Source organism: Bacillus sp. L_1B0_5 (assembly GCF_000836715.1).
GTDB lineage: Bacteria > Bacillota > Bacilli > Bacillales > Bacillaceae_G > Bacillus_A > Bacillus_A thuringiensis_S.
Genome location: NZ_JXIS01000128.1, coordinates 21,926 through 28,100, shown reverse-complemented (window position 1 = coordinate 28,100; position 6,175 = coordinate 21,926). Strand labels below are relative to the sequence as shown.

The following is a 6,175-nucleotide window of genomic DNA, read 5'->3' as shown; positions in this document are numbered from 1 at the left end:
TCACATTTTTGAGGAAGGAGTCTTCTGCCGGAAAACGATAAAATATGAATACTATCTAAAAAAATTTAGATAAATGTTAAAAAAAACTTTAGATAAACTTTATTTTTTCTTTCTATAATTCATACATGAATATGAAAAATTTCTTTAAAAGATACACAACGTTTTTTGTAGTATCGAGGGGTTAAATGACCTTTATTAAAAGGCAAAATCTACAATTGACAAGGAGAACACTTTATGAGTAAGAGAATAAACGAATTAGATTCTATACGAGGACTAGCGGCTATCACAGTGGTATTTGGACACTTTTGTTTAATGCTACCATCGTTGCCTAATTCTATTAAATTTTCTCCGCTTAGGTTTTTATGGGCTGGTGGGGAAGCTGTAATTGTTTTTTATGTACTCAGTGGTTTTGTGCTATCTATGGCACTCTATCATTCAAAAACAAATTATTGGGGATATTTAATTAAAAGATTTGTAAGAATCTATATCCCTTATTATTTCTGGATATTCATCACCTTTGCTTTATTTATTTTGTTTTCACCATATGAAGTTACGGGACTACGAGATTGGTTCTATGATAAGTGGCAAGGACCAATAACAAAATTAGATATTATGAATCACTTTGTACTTCTTAATAACTTTTTTACGGATAATTATAATCCGGTTATCTGGTCATTAGCTCAAGAAATGCGTATATCTATCGTGTTTCCCTTGTTATTCCTTCTGTTTTATAAACAGAGTTGGAAGAAAACGATACTGTTTGCTATGAGCTTTTCTTTAATCGGTATTTTCCTTAATATGTTGCATATTGGGAAAGCTGAGGGGTTTTATAATGGTTATGCCGATACACTGCATTTCACATCTATGTTTATGGTTGGAATGCTACTTTATAAACATCAGGAAGAACTTACTCAATTATATAAAAGGATGAAAAACTTAAACAGAAAACTTCTTATCGTATTAGGGATCTTTCTATATCTATATTCCATTATGATTTATGGGCTTTCTAGTAATGATACTACTTTCTTATTTAAAGATTGGGGTGTCGTAATTGGTGTGAGTATAATAATCATTATGGCAATGAATAACCTAAAGGTAAAAGCTATTTTAAATAAGGGTGTATTTGTATATTTAGGGGAAATTTCATATAGTATCTATTTATGTCATTTTCCAATCACGATGGTACTCTTTAAACTTTTGTATGTAAAGATACCCACCCTTTTTCTTCTTATCTTATGTATTACAACGACAATACTTTGTTCTATATTATCTTATCATTTAATTGAAAAGAAATGTATCAATTGGGCAAAACAAAGAACAGCAAAGTTCAAAAAAAAAGTGTGACATTTGTAGGGGTACGGAAACGATTCAAAGAATAACCCGCTTTGAAAAACCCTCCAATTTAGGCGGCTGTTTTTCTGTAAATTGCTATATTAAACTTTGCACTTAAAAGAAATAAGTTTGAGTCCGAAAAGGTACGGATTTTTAATACGTGGAGGAGTATATGAAGGATACGATTAAAACACGGTTTATTATATTATTCTATATTGGTATTTTAGGTTTAGGAACCATGCTTGGAATATTTTATGTTAAGCATAAAACCAATATTCAAAAAAAACAAGTGATTGCTGCCGAAAAACGTTTATTGCAATATGAGCTCACCTTGAAAAAAGAATTAGAAAAATATAATTTAGGAGAGAAAACAGCAGTTTTATTAGGAATTATGTACCAAGAGAGTAGAGGTGAGGGAAACGACCCTATGCAGTCTTCTGAATCACTTGGATTAAAGCCAAATGAAATTCAAGAGACAAGCCTGAGCATTAAACAAGGGGTAAAACACTTTGCTCAAATGTACAAATATGGAACGGAAAAAGATGTTAGCATGGATACAATTATTCAAAGCTATAATATGGGACCAGGGTATATTGATTTTATTGCGAGTCAAGAAGTTAAACAACACTCGGAAGATTCGGCCAAAAATTTTTCTAAGATGAAAGTTGATCAAAATCCAGAGATGTACACTTGTGGTGGAAATAAAAATAATTTTAGGTATCCATATTGTTATGGTGATTTCACATATGCAACAAAGGTGAATGAAAAAGCAAAACTTATTGAAGAACTTCTCCGAAAAAAATCCAAAATATAAATATTAAAATTTTAATATAAGAATTTTAATATTTATATGAGAGATCTATTAAATCAGATCATAGTAACCCGTATTCTAAAAATAGTCTGACTACATCTCTGGTTCAGGTAAGTTTTGAGTGACTCATGCAAAGTAGGCAGGATTTAAAAAGCACTCCACCAAGTCACGAAAATTAAGGTTTTACCGCAGGTACCATTTCACGTTCTACAAAATAATATTAGGTTGATAATGTATCCATTTAAATAAACTTTCCTTATCCACACTAATCATACACCTTTTTAAAGTAGTCTAATCAGTATGGATAATTTTGAGAATGTTCAATCTATCCTTATTATTGTAAAATTATATTAATAACTGCTAATGTACACATGAAAAACAGGATAGTTCCTATAAAAAGTAAATACAACAATGTCTAGGGGGGGAAATGGTGGAAAAAATAGTTTTTTTAAAAAAATTAGATAAGAAACTAATATTCATTTTATTCATATTATGTGTCACCAGTATTGTTGCAATATACAGTAGTCAGCAAACCGGGCAATACGGTAACCAAAATTTTGCTATGAAACAAATGGTAAATTACGTCATAGGTTTTGTTCTATTGTTAATGGTTGCCAATATCGATTTAGATCAATTACAAAAATTAGCTTGGCCGATTTATATTATGGGGTTCATCTCAATTATCATTTTAAAGGTATTACCAGTGTCAAGTTTTACACCTGAAATATTAGGGGCAAAAAGATGGTTTAGATTTCCAATTATTGGTGCTATTCAACCAGCTGAATTTTTTAAGCTTGCCTTACTTCTTCTGGTCGCAAGTTTAGTCGTAAAACATAATGCACAGTATATGGCACGGACATTTCAAACTGATTTACTTTTGATTGGTAAAATATTTTTGATAACTATTCCACCTGCGTTACTTGTATATAGTCAACCCGATACGGGAATGGTGTTCCTATATATAGCAGCCATTGCATGTATTATATTTATGTCAGGAATTCAAAAAAAGTTAATCGTACTATTTGCAGGGATTCCGATGACTGTATTGTCTGCTTTAATATTTATATACGAAAAATATCCAGATATTTTCTTCAATAAGTTAGTTACTTTATTAAAGCCCCACCAACAATCACGAATTCTAGGCTGGTTAGATCCATTTCAGTATACAGATCAGGGATATCAAACTCAACAAGCACTTTTAGCTGTAGGTAGTGGAGGGATAGAAGGAAAAGGCTTCAGTTCTGGAAATGTTTATATTCCAGAAAAACATACTGATTTCATTTTTGCCACAATTGCTGAAGAAGGCGGTTTTATAGTTGCCACTTTTATAATATGTATATTCTTCTTAATGCTTTCCCGAATACTTATAATTGGTAATTCCGCAGATAATTTATTCGGCACCTTACTATGCGCAGGAATTGTAGGTGTTCTAATGTTACAATTTTTTCAAAATATCGGTATGATTGTGGGATTAATGCCTGTCAAAGGTATTGCACTTCCATTTTTATCATATGGCGGAAGCTCTTTATTTTCGAACATGCTAATGATGGGGCTTATTCTATCCACACGAAAAACATACAAAGAATATATGTTTTCAGTGAATCAGCACTAAATATCAAATAAGAAGTACTTATACCTTAAACTATTCGTACAATAATATGTGATGAATAAAAAAGGTTACAGAGCTATAATTAAGTATTGTTAATAGACAGAGGGAGGAGAATAATAAACATTCTTCTCCCTTTGTCTGTAATTAGGGTTTGCATTATAAATATACGTTGTAAGGAATTGCTGGAATGAGTTTTAAGGTTACAAAGGGGAAGCACGCACATTTTAACTCATACATACACATAAAGCGACTAAATCCTTCGCTTGATACTTACTAGTTCGTTGTACAAAACCAACATCTCTAGCAAGAACTCGTAAGATATTTGGAGATAAACAGCTTTGAATCTCTTGAGCAAATAGTTGTAATTCATCGTAAACAGAAATAGACATACAAAAACGCCATCCTTTCCTATGACTATACAGAAAGAATAGCGTATTTTTTCATTTTAGGGGGGATTTTGTTGTATTAGCTTGATAGCGATGTGATGATATCCCTATTAAGAAACTATAAAAAAGATTGATAAAAATAAGCTGTTTTACCTTCATGCAAATACATGATTTTGTAAAAAAAAATTTTTTTTACATATAAAGAGTTCAACCCAAATTATTTCATCGTTTTTATCAAACTTTATATTAATTCCCAAAATGATTGGTTCGATTATCTTTCTTTAAATAATGGTTTGGTCTTTTCTAAAAATGATTTAGTACCTTCTCTGAAGTCCTCTGTGGACGCTATCAAACCGAAATAATCTGCTCCAAGACGTGCCGACTCTTCTAAAGTTAAATTACCTCCCCGATGAATTGCCTCCCAAGTCATTTTTACTGCGATAGGAGCCTGAGATAGAATTTCTTGGATAAGCGCTTCTGCCTCTGATAATAATTTATCAGGCTCAACAGTCCTATTAACCAGTCCTATTCGATAAGCTTCGTCTGCGCTTATCGCGGTTCCAGTGAGCAACAGTTCTGTAGCACGCCCCTTACCTATAAGTCTGGGCAATCTCGTAGTTCCTCCAAATCCTGCAATAGCTCCAATACGGACTTCAGGATGTCCTAATCTAGCATGATTAGCACAAATACGAATCGTACAGGCTTCGGCTAACTCTAGTCCACCTCCTAGTGCAAATCCATTGATGGCAGCAACAACCATTTTTCCTAATGACTCGATTTTATGAGTAACCGTAACAGCCAACTGAGCTAAATCCCGTACTTCTAGTGGAGTGGCTTTATTGAGAAACTGAATGTCAGCACCTGCGGAAAATGCCTTTTCTCCGGCACCGATAATTATCAATGCTTTTACACTTGAATTTGTTTTAACCCTGTCCAAGGCGGAGGAAAGTTGCTCAAGAACATCTCGGTTTAACGCATTTAGTGATTCCGGTCTGTTTAATGTAATTCTTGCAATACCATTTTCCTCAGTGTAGAGGACTGCACTTTTGTTTAACATTTTAATCCCTCCAATAGTTTAGTGTGCAGACACAAAAGGCTACTAATTTCTATCGCTTCTTTTATAACATTAAGAGAGGATTTTTACTGAAATATCATCACCGACTGATCGCTCGTTCATAAGTGAGAGTATATTTAAAATATACTGCGCAATTCAAAAAAGTTTTTTATTCATCAATTTAATCTCGTAGGATGCTCTTGTGGCGAAACATCTTGCATTTTTAACCACGACTAATATTCAGACACTGAACCTATCCCACAATTCTCTTTAAACCGCTTTCAATGTAAAATGTTCTACTTTGTACATAAAAATCCTCTTTAGGAAAAAACACTTAAGGGGGATTAGAAATATGGAAGGATCAGTCCGGATTGGGCACTACAATTTAAAGAAGAACAACTAAAAGGTACAATGGGAGCATTGTTGTTACTAGTTGGTGGAGTTATTGTCTTAAAACATAAAAATACATAAAAAGAGAAGTAAGGAAGAGTTACGTAAAATTGAATATGATTACACGTAGTGAGAAACAAGAATTAGAAACGTGTATGATGTATTGATGGCTACATGTTATGGGGGAGGATACTTGTTATTGGAAAAAATATTTAGTGAAAACATAAATTGAAGTGTTTGTATAAAAAACCTCCCAAAGGAGGTTTTTTATGAAGATAAACGTTTTGAAGCAGTCATCTTTTTAACTTTCATAATAATTTCACGTTCTAACATTTCATTTTTCTGACCAATTCGGCTTCCAATAAAGAAAACATCGATTAAAGCCCAGAAACCAAGTCCGCCTAGAGTCAGTGTCATGGCAATTGCCATACCAAAATCACGTGCGTAGTAGCGGTGACCACCAAGTCCGCCTAGAAAAAACCAAATTAGGTAAGCAAGTCCTTTTGATTTTTTCTTTTTCTCAAACTCTGAAGTAACAAGGACCATTTGATCCGTTGTTAAGTCCTTTTTCAATAGTAGGTTATCCATTAAAA

Annotated in this window: 5 protein-coding genes and 1 pseudogene; 3 read left to right on the top strand and 3 right to left on the bottom strand. The window is 32.9% G+C overall.

What is annotated here, in order from left to right; all coding sequences use genetic code 11:
• Positions 1 to 234: 234 nt before the first annotated feature.
• The 3 genes from RT27_RS29175 (at position 235) to RT27_RS29165 (ending at position 3,755) form a co-directional block, all read left to right on the top strand.
• Positions 235 to 1,344 carry an acyltransferase gene (locus tag RT27_RS29175; RefSeq protein WP_043938581.1) on the top strand — a complete coding sequence of 370 codons (1,110 nt, stop codon included), beginning with the start codon at positions 235 to 237 and terminating at the stop codon, positions 1,342 to 1,344.
• Between the two features lie 160 nt (positions 1,345 to 1,504).
• Entirely contained in the window at positions 1,505 to 2,146 is a 642-nt protein-coding gene (locus RT27_RS29170; protein WP_043938579.1) for a lysozyme family protein, read from the top strand.
• Positions 2,147 to 2,570: 424 nt separating this feature from the next.
• The gene (locus RT27_RS29165; RefSeq protein ID WP_043938577.1) at positions 2,571 to 3,755 is read left to right on the top strand and encodes an FtsW/RodA/SpoVE family cell cycle protein; all 1,185 of its coding nucleotides are present in this window, start codon (positions 2,571 to 2,573) and stop codon (positions 3,753 to 3,755) included.
• 224 nt (positions 3,756 to 3,979) lie between these two features.
• Here the strand turns inward: RT27_RS29165 and RT27_RS34995 are convergent.
• From RT27_RS34995 to RT27_RS29150, 3 genes and pseudogenes are all read right to left on the bottom strand, one after another.
• Positions 3,980 to 4,141: pseudogene (locus RT27_RS34995) on the bottom strand (IS4 family transposase); the annotation flags it as partial.
• Between the two features lie 268 nt (positions 4,142 to 4,409).
• A complete protein-coding gene (locus tag RT27_RS29155) occupies positions 4,410 to 5,195 on the bottom strand; it encodes an enoyl-CoA hydratase-related protein (RefSeq protein WP_043938575.1) in 786 nt (261 codons plus the stop codon).
• Positions 5,196 to 5,849: 654 nt separating this feature from the next.
• Positions 5,850 to 6,170, bottom strand: coding sequence for a TM2 domain-containing protein (locus tag RT27_RS29150; RefSeq protein WP_016082902.1), 321 nt, complete (start codon positions 6,168 to 6,170; stop codon positions 5,850 to 5,852).
• Positions 6,171 to 6,175 lie beyond the last annotated feature (5 nt).